We start from the raw sequence: 3,420 nt of genomic DNA, 5'->3' as shown, positions 1-3,420 counted from the left end.
TAACGAGACATATCTATGCTCCTTTCAGTTCTTCGTGGTGGTTGAGTTGAAATTCAGTTTAGGTATGTCTTATTTTATATAAAACATAGGGGTCTTGTGAACAGGAAGTCCACAAGACCCCAACATTTATTATAGAACCAAAAAAATCCCCGCCCAGCAATTGCTGTACGGGGATTTTCTTTTGTGACTCAGCGAGGTTCCACTAGCAGTTTGATGGCCGTCCGTTCTTCGCCGTCGATGTTGATGTCGATGAACGCGGGGACACATACCAGGTCCATCCCATGGGGAGCTACGAACCCGCGGGCAATGGCCACAGCCTTTACAGCCTGGTTCAGAGCACCGGCTCCGATGGCCTGGATTTCTGCTTTACCATTTTCTCTCAATACTCCTGCTAATGCACCTGCTACAGAATTCGGATTGGATTTTGTCGAAACTTTTAGTACATCCATGTTCGTTCCCCCTCATCTTTTTGTGAGATTTCGGGAAAACGTTCATGCCCTCCTGTCCCAATCTTGACTCGGAGGCGTCTAACGTTTCCCAAAATCAATTTACGGATATTATAACATATATTCCGAGAAAATGTTACAATTATTTTTGATTTTACAAAGTTCTTACGAACTTTTTTATCAGGATTCTTTCTTCAGGAAGTACAATAGGAGTGCTGCAAGGGTTTTTGCATCAAAAATGTCTTCTGTCAGGACCATTTGTCTTACTTTTTCTTCAGGCAGGGTCACAACATCCAAGAATTCGTCCGGATCCGGATGCTGCCTGCCCTGATGCAGTCCTTTGGCAAGGAACAGATGGATGGTTTCATCGGTAAAACCGGGGGTGGTGCAAATGGAAGTGAGTTTGTTCCAGCTGTCGGCGCTGAGTCCCGTTTCTTCGGAAAGTTCCCGTTTGGCACTGGGCAGAAAATCCTCACCCTTTTCCAGCTTGCCGGCGGGGATTTCGTAAATCACCGAATGGACCGGATAGCGGAACTGTTTTACGAACACCATGCGGCCGTCTTCTGTTACCGGTAGGATACCCACAGCACCCGGGTGCCTGATGTATTCCCGAGTGGCTTCATTTCCGTTGGGCAGTTTCACTTTATCCACGAACAGATGCAGCAGTTTGCCGCTGAAAGCCTCCCTGCTGGAAAGTTCCGTTTCATCCAAACGTTCGTCATGCAAGGTTTTCATTGGTACCAAACTCCTTCTTTTTATACTGTGCGGCCATGTTCAGCAATTCCCTGGCATTGGCCCGGGCCGACCGGGATGCATTGGTGCCCCCGGTCATGCGCATGATTTCCTGGATGCGGCCCTCGGTATCCAGTACCTGTACCTGGCTGGTGGTGCTGCCCTTCTCTGTACTTTTGCTGATGTACAGCTGCCGGTCAGCAAAGCAGGCGATCTGGGCCAGGTGGGTAATGCACAGTACCTGCCGTCTGTGGGCAATCAGAGCCATCTTTTCGGCCATCTTCTGGGCAGTGACACCCCCTACCCCAGTATCGATTTCATCGAAGATCATGGTGGGCACACCGAATTTCTCCAAAAGCACTGTCTTTAGGGCCAGAGCGAACCGGGACAGTTCCCCGCCGGAGGCAATCCGGCCCAGGGGCTTCAGGTCCATGCCCGCATTGGCTGAAAACAGGAATACCACCTGGTCCTGGCCTTTGCCGTGACATTCGGGCAGTCGAGTGAACTGAAGATCTATGCGGCCTTCTGGCATGGCCAGATCCCGGATGTGGGGCAAAAGTGCCTTTACCAGCTGGGTGGCGGCTTTTTTCCGGGCGGCGGTCAGGGTATCGGCCTCTGTTTGCATTTCAGCTTTCAGCAGGGCTTCCTGCTTCCGCAGCCGGGCCAGGGTGGATTCCAGGCTGAGCAGCCCTTCATATTCGCTCTGGGCCTTTTCCCGGTAGGCCAGCACTTCTTCCAGACTGCCGCCGTACTTCTGCTTCAGCCGATACAGCTGGTCCAGCCGTTCCTGGGCCGCTTCCAGCGTCTCCCGGTCATCATGGTCGGCGGACAGGATATCACCCAGACTCTGGCGAACGTCCTCCAGAGATTCCCAGGCAGACGCCAGTTCTTCGGCGATGGGCTGCAGCTCCGGTGCATAGGAAAGCACTCCGGAAAGGGCAGCCTGGGCATTGTTGACAGTATCCAGGGCGCTGGGCAGGGTGTCTTCCCCTCCTTCCAGCAGGTGATGGGCTTCTCCCACTGCCTGAAGGATCTTTTCCTGGTTGCTCAGCTTGCGCACCGTTTCCCGCAGGGTCTCGTCCTCTCCGGGCTGGATATGAGCATCATCGATTTCCTGGATTTCCTCTTCCAGCCGTTTTAAATCCTCGGTCTGATGGGCGTCCTTCAGCATCCACTTTTTTACCGTTTCCCGTGCCTTGTCATAGGCTACGAATTTCTCCTGGTACCGTTCCAACAGGGACGGCAGGCTGGCATCGTAACTGTCCAGGACAGAAAGAGCCGCACCGGGGGCCAGCAGGGTCTGGTTCTCGTGCTGCCCGTGGATATCCACCAGCTGGGCAGCCAGACGGGTGAGCACATAGACCGGCACCTGCCGTTCGTTTACATAAGCCTGGCTCTTGCCAGAAGCGTTCACCTTCCGGCGCAGGAACAACGTATCATCCCCCAGGTCCAGATCCAGCTCCCGCAGGATGTCATGGACCGTTTCCAGGCCTTCGATGTCGAACACCGCCTGGATCCAGTAGGCATCCGCACCCTGGCGCAGGTAATCCACGCTGGCCCGGCTGCCCAGCACAATACTGAAGGCATCGATCAGGATACTTTTCCCGGCCCCGGTTTCCCCTGTGAACACATTGAATCCTGGTGTGAAATCCACCCGCAGGTGGTCGATCAGAGCAAAATTGTGTACTTCCAGACTGGTCAGCATATTACCGTACCTTCTTGGCCATCAGGCGGCGCTTTACCATTTCCACATCGTCTTTGCTGTCCACGATGAGCAGTACCGTATCGTCGCCGCCCACGGTGCCCAGCAGTTCCTTCCAGTTCAGATGGTCCAGGGCATAGGCCACAGCCTGGGCCGTACCGGGCAGGGTATGGAGCACAATCAGGTTCTCTGCGGAACTGATGGTCAGGGTATAGCCTCGCAGTGTATCTTCCAGCCGTTCCGCCGTCAGGATCTTGCTGTTTTCCGATGGAAAGGAATACTTGTAGCGGCCATCTTCCCCGGGGATCTTGATCAGCATCATTTCCTTGATATCCCGGGATACGGTGGCCTGGGTCACGTTGAAACCCGCTTCCTTCAGAGCTTCTGCCAGATCGCTCTGGGTTTCGATCTGCTGGTTCTTGATGATGTTCTTGATAGCTTCCTGTCTGGATAATTTCATGCTCTGCGTACCTCCTATAAGATGGTCTGCCCTTCGTTCTTCAGCATCCGTTCCTGCCAGGTAGCGTAATAGGAAAGAGG

The 3,420-nt window shown here is 53.7% G+C and carries 4 protein-coding genes; all 4 read right to left on the bottom strand.

Annotated features, from left to right (window positions below; genetic code table 11):
• Window positions 1–188 precede the first annotated feature (188 nt).
• The gene (locus tag ACR0QW_RS10800) at window positions 189–449 is read right to left on the bottom strand and encodes a stage V sporulation protein S (protein ID WP_071142732.1); all 261 of its coding nucleotides are present in this window, start codon (window positions 447–449) and stop codon (window positions 189–191) included.
• Between the two features lie 177 nt (window positions 450–626).
• Entirely contained in the window at window positions 627–1,181 is a 555-nt protein-coding gene (locus tag ACR0QW_RS10795; RefSeq protein ID WP_432643638.1) for an NUDIX hydrolase, read from the bottom strand.
• Window positions 1,165–2,883 (bottom strand): DNA repair protein RecN, encoded by a 1,719-nt coding sequence (gene recN / locus ACR0QW_RS10790; RefSeq protein ID WP_432643637.1) that lies wholly within the window; start codon window positions 2,881–2,883, stop codon window positions 1,165–1,167. Before recN ends, ACR0QW_RS10795 begins: the two co-directional genes overlap by 17 nt.
• Before the next feature lies 1 nt (window position 2,884).
• Window positions 2,885–3,340, bottom strand: coding sequence for an arginine repressor (gene argR, locus ACR0QW_RS10785; RefSeq protein ID WP_432643636.1), 456 nt, complete (start codon window positions 3,338–3,340; stop codon window positions 2,885–2,887).
• Window positions 3,341–3,420 lie beyond the last annotated feature (80 nt).

Source organism: Acidaminococcus sp., from assembly GCF_050873445.1.
Classification (GTDB): domain Bacteria; phylum Bacillota; class Negativicutes; order Acidaminococcales; family Acidaminococcaceae; genus Acidaminococcus.
Note: the sequence above shows the minus strand (reverse complement) of the source record. Positions and strands in the feature narration are given on the sequence as shown.